The 18,620-nt window shown below is 37.3% G+C and carries 17 protein-coding genes and 1 riboswitch; of the genes, 13 read left to right on the top strand and 4 right to left on the bottom strand.

The features are described 5' to 3' along the window. From FI644_RS07270 to FI644_RS07220, 11 genes are all read left to right on the top strand, one after another. Positions 1 to 999 carry an ABC transporter ATP-binding protein gene (locus FI644_RS07270; RefSeq protein WP_053477908.1) on the top strand — a complete coding sequence of 333 codons (999 nt, stop codon included), beginning with the start codon at positions 1 to 3 and terminating at the stop codon, positions 997 to 999. Between the two features lie 77 nt (positions 1,000 to 1,076). Next, the gene (locus FI644_RS07265; RefSeq protein WP_053477907.1) at positions 1,077 to 2,717 is read left to right on the top strand and encodes a peptide ABC transporter substrate-binding protein; all 1,641 of its coding nucleotides are present in this window, start codon (positions 1,077 to 1,079) and stop codon (positions 2,715 to 2,717) included. A 136-nt stretch (positions 2,718 to 2,853) separates the two neighbouring features. After that, positions 2,854 to 3,774: a S66 peptidase family protein gene (locus FI644_RS07260; RefSeq protein WP_053477906.1), complete on the top strand. Its 921-nt coding sequence runs from the start codon at positions 2,854 to 2,856 to the stop codon at positions 3,772 to 3,774. Between the two features lie 29 nt (positions 3,775 to 3,803). After that, complete coding sequence (locus FI644_RS07255; RefSeq protein ID WP_053477905.1) at positions 3,804 to 4,913, top strand: dipeptide epimerase; 1,110 nt, start codon at positions 3,804 to 3,806, stop codon at positions 4,911 to 4,913. Further along, entirely contained in the window at positions 4,897 to 5,811 is a 915-nt protein-coding gene (locus tag FI644_RS07250) for a C40 family peptidase (RefSeq protein ID WP_281176484.1), read from the top strand. Before FI644_RS07255 ends, FI644_RS07250 begins: the two co-directional genes overlap by 17 nt. An 18-nt stretch (positions 5,812 to 5,829) precedes the next feature. Then, positions 5,830 to 6,840 (top strand): ABC transporter ATP-binding protein, encoded by a 1,011-nt coding sequence (locus FI644_RS07245; RefSeq protein WP_053477903.1) that lies wholly within the window; start codon positions 5,830 to 5,832, stop codon positions 6,838 to 6,840. Then, positions 6,837 to 7,631 (top strand): serine hydrolase, encoded by a 795-nt coding sequence (locus FI644_RS07240; protein ID WP_231690149.1) that lies wholly within the window; start codon positions 6,837 to 6,839, stop codon positions 7,629 to 7,631. Before FI644_RS07245 ends, FI644_RS07240 begins: the two co-directional genes overlap by 4 nt. 301 nt (positions 7,632 to 7,932) lie before the next feature. Then, complete coding sequence (locus FI644_RS07235) at positions 7,933 to 8,889, top strand: ABC transporter permease (RefSeq protein WP_053477902.1); 957 nt, start codon at positions 7,933 to 7,935, stop codon at positions 8,887 to 8,889. Further along, on the top strand, positions 8,876 to 9,832 hold the full coding sequence (locus FI644_RS07230; RefSeq protein WP_053477901.1) for an iron chelate uptake ABC transporter family permease subunit: 957 nt from the start codon (positions 8,876 to 8,878) through the stop codon (positions 9,830 to 9,832). Before FI644_RS07235 ends, FI644_RS07230 begins: the two co-directional genes overlap by 14 nt. Next, entirely contained in the window at positions 9,829 to 10,596 is a 768-nt protein-coding gene (locus tag FI644_RS07225) for an iron ABC transporter ATP-binding protein (RefSeq protein ID WP_053477900.1), read from the top strand. The genes FI644_RS07230 and FI644_RS07225 overlap by 4 nt, the downstream gene beginning before the upstream one ends. A gap of 263 nt (positions 10,597 to 10,859) precedes the next feature. Next, complete coding sequence (locus FI644_RS07220; RefSeq protein WP_053477899.1) at positions 10,860 to 11,903, top strand: siderophore ABC transporter substrate-binding protein; 1,044 nt, start codon at positions 10,860 to 10,862, stop codon at positions 11,901 to 11,903. A 236-nt stretch (positions 11,904 to 12,139) separates the two neighbouring features. On the opposite strand, the gene FI644_RS07215 is transcribed toward FI644_RS07220, so the two are convergent. Then, positions 12,140 to 12,766 carry a pyridoxamine 5'-phosphate oxidase family protein gene (locus FI644_RS07215; protein WP_053477898.1) on the bottom strand — a complete coding sequence of 209 codons (627 nt, stop codon included), beginning with the start codon at positions 12,764 to 12,766 and terminating at the stop codon, positions 12,140 to 12,142. Positions 12,767 to 12,918: 152 nt separating this feature from the next. Then, positions 12,919 to 13,356, bottom strand: coding sequence for a Dps family protein (locus FI644_RS07210; RefSeq protein ID WP_053477897.1), 438 nt, complete (start codon positions 13,354 to 13,356; stop codon positions 12,919 to 12,921). A gap of 187 nt (positions 13,357 to 13,543) precedes the next feature. On the opposite strand from FI644_RS07210, the gene FI644_RS07205 reads away from it, so the two are divergent. Next, positions 13,544 to 14,416 (top strand): sulfite exporter TauE/SafE family protein, encoded by an 873-nt coding sequence (locus FI644_RS07205; RefSeq protein WP_053477896.1) that lies wholly within the window; start codon positions 13,544 to 13,546, stop codon positions 14,414 to 14,416. 40 nt (positions 14,417 to 14,456) lie between these two features. Here FI644_RS07205 and FI644_RS07200 read toward each other — a convergent pair whose 3' ends face one another. Then, positions 14,457 to 15,647: an FtsW/RodA/SpoVE family cell cycle protein gene (locus tag FI644_RS07200; protein WP_053477895.1), complete on the bottom strand. Its 1,191-nt coding sequence runs from the start codon at positions 15,645 to 15,647 to the stop codon at positions 14,457 to 14,459. A gap of 306 nt (positions 15,648 to 15,953) precedes the next feature. Next, positions 15,954 to 17,312, bottom strand: a complete 1,359-nt coding sequence (mgtE, locus tag FI644_RS07195; RefSeq protein ID WP_142108202.1) for a magnesium transporter — start codon at positions 17,310 to 17,312, stop codon at positions 15,954 to 15,956. A 188-nt stretch (positions 17,313 to 17,500) separates the two neighbouring features. On the opposite strand from mgtE, the gene FI644_RS07190 reads away from it, so the two are divergent. Next, positions 17,501 to 18,277 carry a hypothetical protein gene (locus FI644_RS07190; RefSeq protein WP_053477894.1) on the top strand — a complete coding sequence of 259 codons (777 nt, stop codon included), beginning with the start codon at positions 17,501 to 17,503 and terminating at the stop codon, positions 18,275 to 18,277. A gap of 144 nt (positions 18,278 to 18,421) precedes the next feature. Then, a riboswitch (cobalamin riboswitch) is annotated at positions 18,422 to 18,608 on the top strand. Positions 18,609 to 18,620 lie beyond the last annotated feature (12 nt).

The raw sequence follows: 18,620 nt of genomic DNA, 5'->3' as shown, positions 1-18,620 counted from the left end.
ATGGAAAAAGTTCTTGAGGTAAAAAATCTCCATGTTTCTTTTAAAACTTATGGTGGAGAAGTCAAGGCTGTTCGTGGCGTTACTTTTGATTTATACAAAGGGGAAACATTAGCGATTGTTGGTGAATCAGGCTGCGGGAAAAGCGTAAGCGCTCAAAGTATTATGCGTCTGATTCCAAATCCGCCTGGGAAAATTAAGCATGGTTCCATACTTTTTAAAGGAATGGATTTAACAGCTGTGAAAGAACCGCAAATGAGAAATATCCGCGGGGCGGATATCTCGATGATTTTCCAAGACCCGATGACAGCTTTGAACCCAACAATCTCAATAGGTGAACAAATCATTGAAGGGGTTTTACAGCATAAACAAGTCACAAGGCAGGAAGCAAAAAAAACAGCACTTGAAATGCTGGATCTTGTTGGGATTCCAAACCCGGTTGAACGTTTAAAGCATTATCCCCACCAATTCAGCGGGGGGATGAGACAGCGAATTGTTATTGCGATGGCGCTCGTCTGTCAGCCTGAAGTTTTAATTGCGGATGAACCAACAACAGCTTTAGATGTCACGATCCAAGCACAAATACTAGATTTATTTAAAGAGATACAAAGTAAAACAGGCGTATCCATTATTCTCATCACCCATGATCTTGGTGTAGTCGCACAGGTTGCGGATCGGGTGGTGGTTATGTATGCAGGAAAAATAGTGGAAGCAGGATCAAGAAGGGAGATTTTTTATAACCCTCAGCATCCTTACACAAAGGGTTTATTAAATTCTGTTCCACGTCTTGATATTGAAGAAACAGAACTTGTGCCGATTGGTGGTTCACCTCCTGATTTGTTTTCACCTCCGACAGGGTGTCCTTTTACAGCTAGATGTGCATATGCCATGGAAGTTTGTGATCGGAAATACCCATTTAAGACTCGTCTAAGTCAGGAACATCATGTGGATTGCTGGCTGCAGGATGAGCGCGCCATAAAAATGCTTGCTAGTATCAAGTAGTTTGTTCTTTTTTTCAGCCATTATCATATAGCTGAAATTAGAAATGCTAGAAACATAAAAAAAGAGGGGGAAGTGGCGTGAAGAAGTATGTATCTTTGTTGTTAACATGCTTATTGATTTTTGTTCTGGCTGCCTGTACGGCAAAACAGGAAACAGGAAATGAGCCTAAACCAACAGATAAAGAAGAAGGTACAAAGGAAGAGGCAGCGAGTGAAAAGATTCTTTATCTTAATAATGGAATGGAACCAACCTCGTTTGATCCGCCGATTGGTTTTGATTCTGTCTCATGGAGCGGGTTAAATAATATAATGGAAGGCTTAACCCGTTTAGGTCAAAACCATGAACCTGAAGCTGCGACAGCAGAAAAATGGGATGTGTCTGAAGATGGGAAAACCTATACATTCCATATTCGTGAAAATGCCAAATGGTCAAATGGCGATAGTGTAATGGCTGGTGACTTTGAGTTTGCATGGAAACGTCTATTAGACCCTGAAACAGGCTCTCCAGCAGCCTTCTTAGGCTATTTTATCGAAGGTGCAGAAGCATTCAACACGGGTAAAGGGTCAGCAGATGATGTAAAGGTTAAAGCTGTTGATGATAAAACATTTGAAGTGACATTAACTAGTCCACAGGCATACTTTTTAAGTGTGATCACAAACCCGGCATTCTTCCCGATTAACGAGAAGGTTGCAACAGAAAATCCACAGTGGTTTGCTGAGGCAGAAACATTTGTTGGAAATGGTCCTTTTAATCTAACTGAATGGGAGCATGACAGCCACTTTTTAATGGAAAAGAATGACGAGTACTGGGATGCAGGTACAGTAAAGTTAGACAAAATCCATTGGGCAATTGTGGATGACACAAATACAGAATATCAAATGTATCAAACTGGAAATCTAGATGTTTCCGATATACCAGCTGATTTAAGTGAGCAGCTATTCTCAGAAGGGAAAGTGCAAGTTGGTGATCAGGCAGGGGATTACTTCTATCGATTTAACTTAACAATGGAGCCTTTCCAAAATGTAAATATTCGTAAGGCATTTGCAATGGCGGTTGATCAACAGCAAATCGTAGACTTTGTAACAAAAAATAAAGAAAAGCCGGCCTATGGTTTTGTTGCTTACGGTTTTAATGATCCAGCAGGAAAAGACTTCCGCGAAACAGCGGGAGATCTTGTGAAAACAGATATTGAAGAAGCAAAGGCGCTGCTTGCAAAAGGGATGGAAGAAGAAGGATATGAAAAGCTACCAGAAGTGACCTTGACTTATAGTACGAGTGATACACATAAGAAAATTGCTGAAGCACTTCAACAGATGTTTAAGGATAATTTAGGTGTAGAAGTGAAGCTAGCTAACATGGAATGGAATGTATTTGCTGAAGAGCAAACAGCTTTAAAATTCCAGCTTTCAAGGAGCTCCTTCCTTGCTGATTATGCCGACCCAATCAACTTCCTGGAAAACTTCCAAACGGGCCATTCGATGAACCGTACTGGCTGGAGCAATGAAGAATATGACCAGTTGATTAAAGATGCAAAAAATGAAGCAGATGAAACGAAACGCTATGAGATGATGTATAAGGCAGAGAAAATTCTATTTGAAGAAATGCCAATCATCCCAATCCATTTCTATAATCAAGTGTATTTGCAAAATGAGTCAGTTTCGGGTATTGTCCGCCACCCAGTTGGCTATTTGGAACTGAAATGGGCAGATAAAAATTAAGAAAACATGTATCTAAAATGGGGATGTTCGCTTGAACATCCCTTTTAAAAAAAATAATCATTTAGACGACCTTTATTTATTCTCATCACTGAATATGGATGTAAAGAAAGATCAATAAAATGAAGGATGTGACAGCATGGGAGTAAAACCACAAAGGTTAAGGATTGGAGATACGGTTGGGATCATTGCGCCTGCCAGCCCGCCAAATCAGGAGAATTTACAGCGTTCCTTTGCATTTTTAGAGGAATTAGGACTGAAAGTAAGGCTTGGCAAGCATGTGTACGACCAGTATGGCTATTTGGCCGGAAAGGATAAGGACCGGCTAGCTGATTTACATACTATGTTTATGGATAGTGAAGTGAAGGCTGTCATCTGTGCAGGTGGAGGATATGGCACGGGACGAATTGCTTCACAAATAGATTATCAGATGATTAAAAATCACCCCAAAATATTCTGGGGCTATAGTGATATTACTTTTTTGCATACTGCTATCCGGCAGCAAACGGGTCTTATTACTTTTCATGGACCGATGCTTGCATCAGATATTGGAAAGGCCGATGCAGATCCTCTATCAAAGGAATATTTTAAGCAATTGTTTGAACTAACCTCGATTCAGTATCCGAATGAAGTCTCGGAATTGGAAGTTTTAATTGATGGAAAAGCAAGCGGGGAGATCACTGGAGGAAATTTATCTCTGCTTGCAAGCACCATTGGGACAGCATTTGAAATTGATACGAAAGGGAAGCTGCTGTTAATAGAGGATATAAATGAAGAACCGCGTTCGATCGATCGTATGCTTAATCAATTGCATATGGCTGGTAAGCTTACCGATGCGGCTGGTCTAATTATCGGAGATTTTAATAATTGTGTACCTGAAAGGGAACTTTCACTTGAGCTTGACGAAGTAATCTCTCATTATACTCATTTAGCTAATAAACCTGCTCTAAAAGGATTCAAATTCGGCCATTGTTCCCCGCATATTTCCATTCCTTTAGGTGTTCAGGCAGAAATGGACACATCTGAAAAACAATTAATTATTGATAGTGGAGTCCGGTAACTGGAAGTGTTCAAAAAGGGTGGGAGAAAATGAAAATAGACAAAATTGAAACGTACAGGGTAGCGATACCACTTATGAAGCCGTTTAAAACAGCATTAAGAACCGTTCATATAGCCGATTCAATTATTGTGAAAATCACATGTGAGGATGGGACGATTGGATGGGGAGAAGCTCCTCCGACAATTGTGATAACAGGGGAGAGTCTATCAAGCATAGAATCAGCTATTCATCACGTGTTAAAACCGTTCTTAGAAAATCAAAGTTTAAGAAACTATGAAGAAATTTTTCAAGGAATCCAATCAATTCTGATAGGGAATTCAAGTGCAAAGGCTGCGGTCGATATGGCCCTATATGATTGCTTGTCTAAGCTTTGCAAGCTGCCATTATATCAATATTTAGGCGGACATAAAGATGAAATCGAAACCGATTTTACAGTAAGTGTCAATGGACCGGAGGAAATGGGAGAAGATGCGGTTTCTTATGTTCAGCAAGGATTTGATGTCTTAAAAGTCAAAGTAGGAAAAGATGATATTTTAACAGATATCGAACGTATTCGTGAAATTCGTAACAGGGTAGGCAAAAAGGTGAAAATCCGCCTTGATGCCAATCAAGGCTGGAAGCCAAAAGAAGCCATTTATGCTATTAGAAAAATGGAAAGTCTTGATTTAAATATTGAACTGGTGGAACAGCCTGTGAAAGCATGGGATATTGAAGGGCTAAAGCAAGTAACAGACAATGTAGATACACAAATAATGGCAGATGAAAGTGTATTTACGCCTAAGCAAGCGTTTGATGTTGTAAAGTCGAGAAGCGCTGATTTAATCAATATAAAATTAATGAAATCAGGGGGAATTTATCAAGCACAAATCATTAATCAGCTTGCAGAGGTTTGCGGGATGGAATGCATGGTAGGCAGCATGATTGAAACACGAATTGGAATATCTGCAGCGGCACATTTTGCAGCCAGTAAGAAGAACATCACACGTTTTGACTTTGATGCTCCCTTAATGCTTGCCAAGGAAGTGATCGAGGGAGGAATTAAATACAACGGGAGAAAGATTGCTTTTCCAAAGGAGCCTGGCTTAGGAATAAGGAATGTTCATATCGAAGGGGGCATTGCAATTGGAGAAAAATCCTAAATGGCTAGTTGATGTTGCTGTTGCTACTGTGTGGACTTCGTATGATTCACCAAGAGAAATCGATAAGAATGCAATAAGCCATCCTGTACATGTTGAAGAATGGCTGAATAGTTTAACATACGAGACTAGTTTAGAGCTCTGTAATAAAAACTTAGTGCAGTCACAGGTTTTATACGGAGAAGAAGTACATGTGATAGAAGAGAAGGGGAATTGGGTTCACGTCATTGTTCCGAGTCAGTCTTCCTCTAAAGATGATAGAGGATATCCAGGGTGGATGCCTAAGGACCAATTGATTTTGCGGGACGACTGGGCAATAAATAAAAGTCCGGTCGCTGTTATTTCCGAAAAAAAAGCTGCCCTTTATTGTTATTACCGAAAACCACAGTTTGCATTAAGCTATCAAACGATTCTTCCGATTATTAGCAAGGATGAGAACTGGATTCAAGTTCAAACACCAACAGGAGAGGGTTTTCTGAGAGCAGAGGACGTATGTATTTATGATTCCATAGAAAAAATCCCTAAGGGAAGCGGTAAAGATATAGTTTTAGCTGGTGAGCAATTTCTTCAATTGCCGTATTTGTGGGGGGGGATGAGCAGTTTTGGCTACGACTGTTCAGGTTTTAGTTATTCGATGTGTAAAGCGAATGGCTATATCATTCCACGTGATGCACATGACCAGGCTCAAGCTGGAAAGGAGATTGAACTAACTGAAATGGAGCCGGGAGATCTCTTGTTCTTTGCTTATGAAGAAGGAAAAGGAAGCATTCATCATGTAGGAATTTATTATGGAGAAGGCAAATTAATTCATTCACCTAATACAGGAAAATGCATTGAAATAATCGAATTAAAGGATACGATTTATGAGAAGGAATTATGCGCAGCAAAGCGTTTTTGGTAAATGATTGGAGGATATAGGATGGGTAAGGATGCACTATTAGAAGTAAAGAATCTAAAAAAGTATTTTTCTCTAGGCAAAGATCGGTTATTAAAGGCGGTAGATGGTGTTTCATTCTATATTAAGAAAGGAGAAACATTTGGAATTGTTGGTGAGTCTGGATGCGGGAAGTCAACGGCAGGACGAACAATAATTGGATTGTATAACCGGACTAAGGGAGAAGTCATATATGAAGGGGAAAATGTTCATCAAATGACAGGTAAGGAGCGATTTGCTTTCCAGCGAAAAATGCAAATGATTTTTCAAGATCCTTATGCTTCATTAAATCCGCGTTCAACGGTTAGAGAAATTATTTCTGAGCCAATGGAAGTTCATGGGCTATATCCAGATAAGAAGGAGCGTTTGGAGCGAATTTATCAATTATTAGAGGACGTAGGCTTAAATCGGGATCATGCCAATCGCTATCCACATGAGTTTAGCGGCGGCCAAAGACAGAGGATTGGAATTGCACGAGCATTATCACTTGATCCAGAATTTATTATTGCTGATGAGCCCATTTCTGCCCTAGATGTTTCCGTACAGGCACAAGTTGTCAACCTTCTTAAGGATTTGCAAAAAAAGAAGGGGCTAACCTTTTTATTTATTGCCCATGATTTATCGATGGTCAAACATATAAGCGACCGAATCGGGGTCATGTATTTAGGTAATCTTGTTGAACAAACAGAAAGTGCTAACCTTTATAAAAATCCTCTTCATCCATATACACAAGCGCTTTTATCAGCCATTCCTATTCCTGATCCGGATGTAGAGGATAGAAGAGAACGAATGATATTAAAAGGAGAGCTTCCTAGTCCAATCAATCCTCCGAGTGGCTGCGTATTTAAAACCCGCTGTCCTTTAGCGATGGATGCATGTCAAACGATTAAGCCCGAATGGCAGGAGGTAGAGAAGGATCACTTTGTAGCCTGTCATTTGTATTATAAAGATATCCATGGCCGCCAAAGATATCCACAGGCGGCGGTACTAAAATGAAGAAGATAGATTTTGACGAGCTTAGGGAAAAAGTATATACGGAAGCATCCAGATGTAAGGGGAGAGTAGGTCTAATCATTGAAGCCGAAGATAAACGAATAGAGATAAATAGTGAAGGAAGGTTTTCTTCGGCTAGTCTAATTAAAGTTCCGATCCTAGTCGAATGTTTCAGACAGTCTGGAAAGGGAACTCTCGACCTGCAGCAGTCTATCCAAATAGCATTAGTTGAAAAGGTAGGTGGAGCAGGGGTCCTGCAGGCATTATCAGGAAATTTAAAGTTAAAAATAATCGATTTAATGACATTAATGATCATCGTTTCCGATAATTTAGCTACAAATCTATTAATTGATCTTCTCGGCATGGATCAAATTAATCAAGGGATGAAGGAGCTGAATTTGCATCAAACGGAGCTCAATCGAAAAATGATGGATTTTACAGCTTTGAATAACGGGGTAGATAATTATACGACTGCATCGGACATGCTTACTTGCTTAAAAGAAATCTGCCAAAATAAGATTTTATCTAATGAAAGCGCGAGCAAGGCTAAAGAAATTATGGAGAATCAGCAATTTAATAATAAGTTATCTGATCAAATCGATTTAGATATATTCAAGGTTGCAAATAAAACGGGTGAATTATTAGGCATTGAGCATGATTGTGCGATTATACAGTACGAGAACAGAAACGTGTATGCTGCTGTCTTAATTGATCAGTTAACAGTTCCAAAGGATGGAAGGCAGACATTATCATCTATTGGTCAATTAATCTCCCAATTTTTACAATATAGTTAAATTACATTATGAACATTTAGTGAAAATGAGAATGAATATCAGATAAGATATTGACTTTTTTCCAGTAATTTAGTTAAATTATAGTTAAGATTGATAGTGAAATTCATTATCAATATTTTTTTTGCACTTTAGTGAGAATGATTCTTAATTAGAATAATTCTAATATAAGTGTGTATGAATACGTAGAGAAAAGTCTGGGATTGATATTCGATTTTTCGATATATTAAATTGGATTTTCACTTGGAATGATAATAAACTTCTAATTGTCATGCTGAGAATAAACATATTATGAGGGCTACATATGAAACTATGGATGTTAATTATTGCAACTATAGTCCTGTCATTTATATCGCTATTTATAGGTGCAATTGATATTAAGGTAAGTGACTTGCTCGATTGGCATTCGGATGAGACACAAATTTTCTTAATTAGTCGAGTGCCACGTTTAATGGCTATTATATTGGCGGGAGCTGGAATGAGTATTGCAGGCTTAATTATGCAGTCTTTAAGCCGAAATAAATTTGTATCGCCAACGACTGCTGGTACGTTAGATGCAGCAAAACTAGGTATTTTAATCTCGATGCTGTTCTTAACAAATGTAACGTATACGCAGCAAATTATTTTTAGCTTCGCATTTGCTTTAGCAGGTACATTTATTTTTATGCAAATCTTAGATCGTATTAAATTTAAGGATGTCATTTTTGTTCCGTTAATTGGAATTATGTATGGAAATATTTTGTCATCTATTACAACGTTTTTTGCATATGAAGCAGATCTTCTTCAAAATATTTCTTCTTGGTTAATGGGGAGCTTTACATTAGTTATTGCTGGCCGCTATGAACTGTTATATGTAAGTGTCCCGGCGGTTATTTTAGCGTATATTTATGCGAATAAATTTACAGTCGCAGGAATGGGCGAAGATTTTGCAAAAAACTTAGGCTTAAGTTATAAGGTAGTTTTAAATTTAGGTCTAATCCTTGTTGCGATTATTTCTACAACTGTCGTACTAACTGTCGGAGTCATTCCGTTTTTAGGTTTAATTGTACCTAATATTGTCTCGCTTTACTTAGGGGATAATTTACGAAAAACGATTCCACACACAGCAATATTAGGGGTTGTATTTCTATTAATATGTGACATTATTGGACGTATTGTCATTCACCCATATGAGATTCCGGTTAATGTGACTGTGGCAGTAATCGGTAGTGCGATCTTCTTAATTATGTTATTTAGGGGGAGAGCATATGCGAAAAAATAGTACAAAGCTAATTTTTTTAGCAGTATTAGCGTTTATTTGTATTTTGTTATACGCATTTTATGATATAAAAGGCGGTTTTGATTACGCTTTTCCAAGACGGATGATTCGTGTTTCAGCAATGGTTGTAACAGGGATTGCAATTGCGTATTCGACAGTCGTGTTCCAGACCATTACACATAACCGCATTTTAACACCTTCTGTAATGGGTCTTGATTCTATGTATGAAGTCGTACAAACGTGCATTTACTTCTTTGCAGGATCCATGTCAGTATGGGTGTTAAATAAATATTTGAATTTTGGTGCAGCAATTATCGCAATGGTATTATTTGCACTCATTTTATATCGTTTCCTTTTCCGTGCTGATAAGCATCCTATTTATTTGCTCCTTTTAATAGGGATGATTTTAGGAGCGCTTTTAGGGAATTTTGTGACATTCTTACAAGTATTGATTGATCCTGTCGAATATTTAAGCCTGCAAAACCGCTTATTTGCTACATTTTCAAACGTAAAGGCAGACTTATTATATATTTCAGTCGGTATTTTATTCATTGCGTTTATTTACGGTTATCGCATTATGGGTAAGCTGGATGTTATGTCACTTGGCCGTGAAAATGCAATGAATCTTGGTATTAACTATGACCGTATGGTAATGAATGTATTAATTTTATCGTCGGTATTAATTGCAACATCAACAGCTTTAGTTGGCCCGATTACGTTCTTTGGCTTAATCGTTGCGAACCTTTCTTATCAATATTTAGTTACGTATAAACACTCTGTATTAATTTTAGGTGCAAGCTTAATTGCAATTATTGCATTAGTCGGTGGTCAGTTCCTTGTTGAACATGTATTTGAATTACGTACAACGTTAAGTGTTATTATTAACTTTATCGGTGGTATTTACTTCATTTACTTATTATTAAAGGAAAGTAGGGCAGCAGGATGATTGAAATCAAGGGTTTAACGAAACGATTTGGCAAAAAACCTGTTGTAGAGGACGTATCTGTCACAATTGAGCCGGGTACGATTACATCGTTTATCGGACCGAATGGGGCAGGTAAATCTACACTTCTTTCGATGGTGAGCCGATTATTAGAAGCAGATACTGGGGAAGTATTACTTGATCAAGGTAATGTGAAAAAATGGAAATCATCTGAATTTGCGAAACGCGTTTCAATTTTGAAGCAATCAAACTATCTGAATGTACGATTAACGGTACGTGAGCTTATTGCTTTTGGCCGTTATCCTTATTCGAAGGGACGTCTGACAGCAGAGGATGAAAAATTCATTGATCAAGCGATTGAATATATGAACTTAACTGATATGCAGGATAAGTTTTTAGATGAATTATCTGGCGGTCAAAAACAACGTGCGTTTATTGCGATGGTAATTGCTCAGGATACAGATTATATCTTGCTTGATGAGCCTTTGAACAACTTAGACATGAAGCACTCAGTGCAAATTATGAAAATTTTGCGGAAACTTGTAGATGAGCTTGGCAGAACTGTTGTCATTGTATTACACGATATTAACTTCGCTTCCGTTTATTCAGATCGTATTGTCGCATTGAAGGACGGTAAGCTAGTCAAAAATGGGCCAACACATGAGATTATTAATTCAGATGCATTGCGCGAAATTTACGATATGGATATTCCTATTCAAGAACAAAATGGATGCCGCATTTGTGTTTACTTTAATTCACATGCTTAAACCAATAATATAATTACAAAGAGCATGCCTAGAGGAAGGTTACTAGTTTAATTGTTTTCTCTAGGTGTTTTTTTGAAAAAAGGCCATTAGTGCAAAAACGCTAATAAAACTTGATATATTTATCATTATAAAAAATTTCCAAAAAAGTTTATAGATTGGTATTGACGAGAGTGAGTAAAGATCCTATAATGAGAATTGTTATCAGTGATAATGATAATCATTAATGATAAGAAAATGTTAATACATAAAAGGGGAGAACGTATATGAAAAAGTGGAAGTTTGCCAGTGCACTATTAGCTTTGTCTCTAATGCTTACAGCTTGCGGCACTGACGAGAAAGCTTCAAATGAAAAGACAAAAGATACTACTCAAGCTGAAGATCAAGCGAAAGAAAATAATTCAGCTGCGGAGGAGCAAGGTGCTGCTTATCCAATGACTATATCACCAACAGTCGCTTCAATTGAGGGCAGAGATAGCAGTGAGAAGTATACCTTTGAAGATGTTACATTCGAGAAGATGCCAGAAAAAATCGCAGTATTTGACTTTGGCTTCTTAGATACATTAGATGCACTTGGCGTTGAAGGAGTTGTAGGGGTTGCTAAAGACTCTGCTTTACCAGCTCAATTGGAAGCATATTCTGCTGATGAGTATGTAAGCATCGGTACTTTAAAGGAGCCACTATTTGAAGATCTCGCTGAACTTGACCCGGATGTAATTTTTATTTCTGGCCGTCAATCTGTATTCTATGAAGAATTAAAAGAAATTGCTCCAGTAGTATATGTTGGTACTTCTGAGGAAGATTATTGGAACACCTTTTTAGCTTCAGTAGATATGGCAGCTGAAATGTTCGGTAAAGAAAAAGAAGCTGAAGAATACTTAGGTAAATTCGATTCAGCATTAGAAAAAATCAAAACATTAGCTGGCAACTATGAAACTTCATTAGTTACGATGTACAACGAAGGTAAATTATCTGGTTTCTCAACAAATTCTCGTTTTGGCTACATTTATGATATTTATGGCTTCAAACCAGTAACAGAAGATATCGAATCTTCTTCTCACGGTTCTAACTTCGGTTTTGAAGCAATTTTGGAATTTAATCCACAAGTATTATTCGTAATCGATCGTACTGCGGCAGTAGGTGGAGAGTCTAACATCAAAGCTGATATGGAAAATGAAATCGTTAAGAAAACAGAAGCTTACAAAAACAATCGAATCGTATACTTAGATGGTCCACTTTGGTACTTAAGTGGAGGCGGTTTACAATCTGAACTTGCAAAAATCGAAGAAGTTTTGGCAGAATTAAAATAGACAATAAGAAGACCTGACTTGTAATGGAGTCAGGTCTTTTTATATTTTGAGATATGAAACTATAACTATGGAGTTAGAGAATTGTCTAGCTCCAGTGCCTATCGCCTATCAAACTTCAGGCCTCCTCCCTACGATAAGTCAACATCGGTTCGCTACCGCAAACCGTGTTTCCTTTATCTCAGTCGGAGCCCTTCCAGTTTGTACGGCGATGATCGAGGCGCTTGCGCTTTTCTCATTTAATACAATCGCTTTGAATAACTTTCTTCTAGCGCTGCTTTTATTGTTTCGCTGTTGACATCGGGCATATTGATATGGTCGGCAAGAATTTTCGGCGGGTAGGGAAGAGCAGACTTTTCTGGCCAAGAATCTGGCTGCCATAGTTTTGAACGTTTAAATGCTTTGGCACAATGGATGTAGCATTCTTCCGCTTTTACAGCGATTCCAAGTAATGGTGTTTTTCCATGAGAAGCCATTTGTTCTAGAATACCTGCATCTCTTATAATTTCTGCCCTTCCATTGATTCTCAAAGTTTCTTCTAATCCTGGAATGACAAAAAGAAGGCCAATATAGGGATTAGCTATGATATTTCTAAGTGAGTCCATTCGTTTATTTCCAGGTCTTTCAGGTATGACGAAGTGGTGATCATCAATGATATGTATGAAACCCGGCTCATCTCCACGCGGGGAGGTGTCACAATGTCCAGAGGTATCTGAGGTGGAAATGAATACGATTGGAGCCTTTGAAATAAACTCTTTACAATGACCGTCTAGATGATAAATCGTTTTATTTGCTACTGTTTTACTAGGAGTGCCTAATAATGAGCGGAGCTCGTCTTCAGAAGTGACGATATGCTTAAAGTGCATAATATATTTCTCCTTTTCTATTATTTTCATATACATTTAATTAACTATATTCTTCAACTCTAACAATATGATGTTTCCGATACTATTTCCTTATTACATTAACATAAGAAAAAGCCAGTGACAAAATTCACTGACTTTTTCTGCTATTTCTATTATTCTCCTAAGTAGGCACTTAGCATCCAAATATGTGTATCTAATTTAACTAATAGGCCAACTGCTAGGTCATTAATGACATCATTATCATATTGTTCAGCAAGCCCGGCAAGTTCCTTAATTTCTGTTTTTAAATGTTTATAGTCATTAATAAGGCTTGAAACCATTTCGTTTGCATTTGTTTCACCTTTTGTTTCTTCGATGGTTGCAATGGTAATGTACTCTTTCATAGTGGCAACTGGCTCACCGCCGATTGCTAAGAGACGTTCAGCTACTTCATCCACAACACTTGCAGATTCATTGTATAATTCCTCAAATTTCTCATGTAATGTAAAGAATTGCGGTCCTTTTACAAACCAGTGGTAACGATGCAGTTTAGTATAAAGGACACTCCAGTTAGCAACTTGTACATTTAATGCTGAATATAAATTTTCCATTCATAATTCCTCCTCTTATTATCTTAATTACATTATAACAGATATAATATTAAAATCAATACTAAATTATAATAATTATAAATAAGTTATTTATACAAGTAAAATCTTACTTCTCAATTAATATTAAAGGCATGTATGAGAAAAATAACTTACAATAGGAAGAAAATGTACTAAGTTAGGAGTATTTATGGGGATTTTTTCATTTTTCTTATTAGGGGGATGTATTAGTGTATTAGCAGGCTTTTTTGGTGTAGGAGGAGGATTCATTCTAACACCAATGCTTATGTTAATGGGCTTTTCTCCTCTTGAAGCAATTGCGACAAGCTTATTGTTTACAATTGGTACTTCGCTTTCGAGCATAATAGCACATATTCGTATGAAAAGTATTCTTTGGAAAGAAGGGATGATTATAGGCATCAGTGGGATGGCAGCTACACAAATTGCCAAGCCGTTTGTCTTTTTTCTTGAAATGAAAGGATGGGATGAATTAGCCATTCCTATTTTTTACATTTTCCTTCTTGCTTATTTTGCATTAAAGATGCTAAAGCAAGGAAAAAGAAATCAAGCAAAAGGGAAGCTTCCTCCCGCTTCACCTTCCATTGTTAAAATGATCTTTATCGGTTTGTTTGCGGGTTTTATTTCAACAACACTTGGAGTGGGTGGAGGGTTCATCATCGTGCCCCTTGCTATTACCTTTTTAGGGATAGCCCCTAAAGAAGCTGTTAGCTCGAGTATGTTTGCTGTGTTGTTAATTGTTATGTGGGGTTTTCTGTCTTACGCTTTTACAATTTCTATTGATTACAGAATTGGATTCATATTAGTAGCAGGTGGATTAATTGGTTCACAAATTGGTGTAAGACTTATTAAATATTATGAAAACAGAGAAATTAGCCTATTGCTTGGTGTATTATATTTAGCAACATTGGTAAGTGTGGTAATGAAACTAGTGGATTTAAGCTATATTGGTCTTATTCTTTTAGCAGTTTTTGCTGGAATCTTTTTTATAAGATCGATTATTAAAGTAAGGGTGAAAAAAAGGTTATGGGCAGCAAATAAATAAAAAAGTCCAAAAGGAGAAGGGGATCCCTTCTCCTTTTGGATTAGCTTGTTTTTTTTGCGACGTAGTTTGCATCGGATTCAAACATATAATATTTTTGATGATACTTAATACTGAAGATCAGTCCCATAGCAAACATATTGCCCATTAAGGAGCTGCCCCCATAGCTGATAAATGGCAGAGGGATTCCGGTGATCGGCAATACTTGTATAGTCATCCCGACATTTTGGAAAACATGGAAGGTAATCATACTTATGATACCAACACAAATATAGGTACTGAAAGGATCCTTCGTATCAAGTGCCGTTTTTGTTAAGTGATAGATAAGCAGGAAGTATAAACTAATGACAATACTGCCACCGATAAAGCCATATTCTTCGCCTATTACACTAAAGATAAAGTCAGTATGGCTGTCAGGGATATAAACCTGTCTGTCGCCAAATCCCTTTCCAGTAATAAGTCCGGATCCAACTGCGAGCAATGAATTATAAAGCTGCAAGCCAGCTCCTTGTTTATGGCTTACTGGATCAAGCCAAGAATAAATCCGAAAGAATTGATACGTATCAATTTTTAAATATTTTTCAAGAATTTCGGGAAAAGCAATAACCATATATAGAATGACTCCAGCAAAAGCCCCGCCAATTCCGAACATCGGAACGATAATCTTCCAAGTGATGCCGGATGCCATAATGATCCCAGCCAAGATGGCAATAATAACAAGCGCCGTACCTAAATCATCAACAATAATCAAGCCTAGAGGTACAACCGTAACTATACCAAGTTTGAGGAGGAGCAGAATATCCGTTTTTATCGTTTTGGTTGTAATTTTTTCATGATGACTAACGACAACCTTACTTAAAGCAATAATTAAAAAGACTTTAACAAATTCTGATGGCTGAATTTGCCCTAAAGGAGTGACATACCAGAGGGATGCCCCCTTTTTCTCAGGAACAATGCTATCTGGAAGAACAAATAACCCGATAAGGAGTAAAATGCCAATCCCATAAAATACCCAAGAAAGTCTTTTAATTTGTTCACTGTCAAAATACATGACAACAGCAACTATGAAAATACCTACAGCATAGTTTTTTATTTGTCCGAGTACAAAGTTTCCTTCATATTGTCCTGATGCTTGGCCGCTGTAGATAGCAACACAGCTAATAAGAAAAAATAAAAATAACAACAGACATAGTGTCCAATCAAATCGTTCCGCAACTTTTTTTGGCTTATTCATTTACCATGCACCTATTTCCGTTCAATTCCTTTGCTCGAGAATTGTCTAGCTCCAGTGCCTATCGCCTATCAAACTTCAGGTCCCCTCCCTACGATAAGTCAACATCGAATCGCTATCGCTCTTCGTGTTTCCTATATCGAAAGAACCGGCCCTTCCAGTTTGTACGGCGATTATCAAGACACTTCTGCTTTTCTTACCATCGTAACAAAGAAAAAATAGCCTTTCAATGTATTTCGATTTCCTTTTAAGTAAAATTAATCACATAATATAAGACGTAAGAAGAAGGGAGATGGTTTCCTTAATTTATTACATCAAATGATTAATAAACATCGTGGCAATCCCAAAATAGGTAACAAGTGAGAAAATATCATTCAATGTTGTAATGAGTGGCCCAGATGCCACTGCAGGATCAATCTTCAAACGATAAAGAATGATTGGTATAATTGTCCCGGCAAGTGTCCCGATGATTAATGTCAGAAACAGAGAAATGCCAACTACTGCTCCTAAAATGGCACTTCCTTGCCAGAAAAATGCAATTAAAGAAATAAGAACTCCACAAACAATTCCAATGATTAAACTAACAAGAAACTCCCTCATAATGAGTCTGAAAATGACATTTTTATTAATGTCATTCGAAACGAGCCCCCTGACAACAACTGCTAATGATTGGGTACCTGTATTTCCTGTCATCCCCGAAATCATTGGCATAAAGAAAGCAAGAGCAACAACCTTTTGTAATGTATCTTCATAACCGCTAATAATACTGCCTGATACAATTCCTATGAATAATAATAAAATCAGCCAAGGCAGCCTTCGATAGGCAGCAACAAAAGCCTTCGTTTCAAAGTCAATCGATTTTCCTGAAGCAGAAAGTTTTTCAATATCTTCGTTTGCTTCTTGGATGACAACGTCAATAATATCATCAACTGTCGCAATTCCCATTAAGACATTTTCGTCGCTGACAACAGGAATAGCGAGAAAATCATATTTTTCAACTAGTCTAGCTACTTCCTCCTGATCGGTAGTAACGGTTACTGCTATCACACGCTCATACATCACATTTCGAATGGGTTCATCTGGTTCTGCGATTAGGAGATCCCGATAAGAAACAACTCCAACAAGCTTTCTGTCTTGGTCGATCACATATAAATAATTGATTGTTTCAGCAAATTCAGCAAAGGATTTCAGCTTCCCAACCGCTTCAATTACCGTATAGTAATCCCTTATCCATACAAAGCGATTTGTCATTAATCGTCCTGCTGTTTCAGGGGGATACTTCATAATATCCTGGACAATGTCTGATTCACTCTTCTTCATGCCGGAAAGAAGAGAGGCGATTTTTTCTGGTGATAAATCGTCTAAGAGAACAGCTAAGTCATCGTTGTCCATTAAATCAAGGACTTTCCCTGTTTTTTCAATTCCTAGTTTATTCAATACCTCAAGCTGACGGTCCTTATTCAGTTCTTCGAGCAGGTCAGCAATCAAATCTATATTCATAAATAGTAAAAAGCGAGTTTGATGCTTTTCCGGCAGGTTTTCATAAATATGTGCGATATCATATGGCTGTAATTCATCGAGAATCAATTCAAATTCCTTTTTCTTATTCTCTTTTAATGTTTTTATAATGTGAAGAGTAATCTGATTTTCTGTCATGCTTTGTATCAAACTTCTCACACTCCTTCCGCCGGACCTTTATCTATATTATAATGCCACGCTTATTATAAAAAATTTTGCCGCGGAATAAAATGTGTTATGGTTAATATAAATAAAAATATTCATTATTAGATTTATTATAAGCTATACTTTGATATGATCTTATTATTAGTTATTTACAATGTACGGAGGTTTCACCATTGAAAAAGAGGAATCAAGGGGTTCGTGATATTATTTATATTCATATAAATGAACGTGAACACTATACAATTACTTATGGTATTGAGTTTGCCCAGTTTGCCCAGTCGTTGTTTGCCACGCTAAATAATCTTCTATTGCTGAAGCACCGCTATGAAGATGGGGATTTTAATATGCATACCTTGCATGAGTTTGTGCCAAAAGAAAAATTAAAAAAGCTAATGGAAGAAGATGTCTATGTATATGGAGATTTTTGCTGGATTGATTTTGAAGAAGAAGAAGCATTAAATGAACTGCCAAGTCAATCCATAGCTGAGCTGCTGTACCTTGGTCATTTGAAAGAACATTTAAAGCTCCCTTTTTATAATCATCTAAGCAATCGTTATGTCTACCTGGCACATGATGATGGTTGGTATAATAAAACATATTACCGCGATTTCAGTGATTTTTATTCCTTACTAGGTGAAGTCATTCCTGAAAAAATGGGGCAGATTAAGGTTGAAAAGTCATTGCTTGGGATAAAGAAGAAACGGTCTTATCCATCAATTTCAAGTGATATCCTTCGTCTTTTGAAACCGCTGATGAGAGAAGGCGCTCTTATTTCCATTAAGGATATTGAACAAAATCGTACAAGAATAGAAATACCAGTATGGACGATCGGTGACTTTTCAAACATGGACGACATGTACGAGGAATATGAAAACATTGTAAAAGAACCTTGTGAAGCCAAGCTGGTTTTTGATAAAAAATCACGTGAATGGAAAGTTTACGGCCGATAATGAAGAAGAATTGCCCGTTTAGCTCATGTTTAAGCCGCTAAAATCTATTATATTCGCCGTTGTCTTGACTTTATTGGACAAAATCATAAATTTATTCGTCAATACAAAAAAATATCGTGTATAATCGAAATTAGCGGAAAATTTTATACATATGTAAAGATAGGTGTCTTTCAATGTTTAAAGACTTAAAAGGGAAGTTGGTGTAATTCCAACGCGGTCCCGCCACTGTAAATGGGAGCATACTGCAATGGCCACTGTACGAGGATGTATGGGAAGGAGCAGTAAAGCAATGACCATGAGCCAGGAGACCTGCCTGATCTTTTTGCGCCACAGCCTACGAGGA

The organism is Cytobacillus solani, assembly GCF_006704205.1.
GTDB classification, from domain to species: Bacteria; Bacillota; Bacilli; order Bacillales; family Cytobacillaceae; genus Cytobacillus; species Cytobacillus solani.
Note: the sequence above shows the minus strand (reverse complement) of the source record. Positions and strands in the feature narration are given on the sequence as shown.